This window comes from Streptococcus sp. HMSC077F03, from assembly GCF_001812375.1.
Lineage (GTDB): Bacteria > Bacillota > Bacilli > Lactobacillales > Streptococcaceae > Streptococcus > Streptococcus oralis_S.
Genome location: NZ_KV808767.1, coordinates 1 through 444, shown reverse-complemented (window position 1 = coordinate 444; position 444 = coordinate 1). Strand labels below are relative to the sequence as shown.

General features: G+C 43.7%; 1 protein-coding gene. It reads left to right on the top strand.

The genetic code is table 11. The features are described from left to right. Positions 1-444 (top strand): isopeptide-forming domain-containing fimbrial protein (locus HMPREF2853_RS03355; RefSeq protein WP_148131392.1); only part of this gene is annotated, 444 nt, incomplete at both ends.

Sequence of the window (444 nt, the reverse complement as noted above, 5' to 3'; positions counted from 1 at the left end):
GAATTAACATTCGACGCCAAGATCAAAGCTGGTGCGAACTTGTCTGCACATGTGAAGGAAGACGGTCGTATACGGATTCCGAATAAGGCGACTTACAAGGTAGATCTTCCAAATAAACCAGGCTTTACGAAAGACTCCAATGAAGTCCCAGTAACGCCACCGACACCAGATGAACCAGAGATCAAGAAAGATGTCAATACTAAGGCTGAGGAAACGCTTGCTGATCGTGACCAAATTTTCACATACAACGTGAAAACAAGTGTCCCAACAGATGTATCATCCTTCAGTGTAAGTGATACACTTGAGTCTGTTCTTTATTATGCAGGTTCAGCAAGTGCAATCTTGAATGGTCAAGCTCTTGATGCCAGTCAAATCAAGGTAGAGGGTCAAACCATTACCTTGACCCTTACAAAGGAACAAGTGAAAGCCAATGGCGGTCAAGCA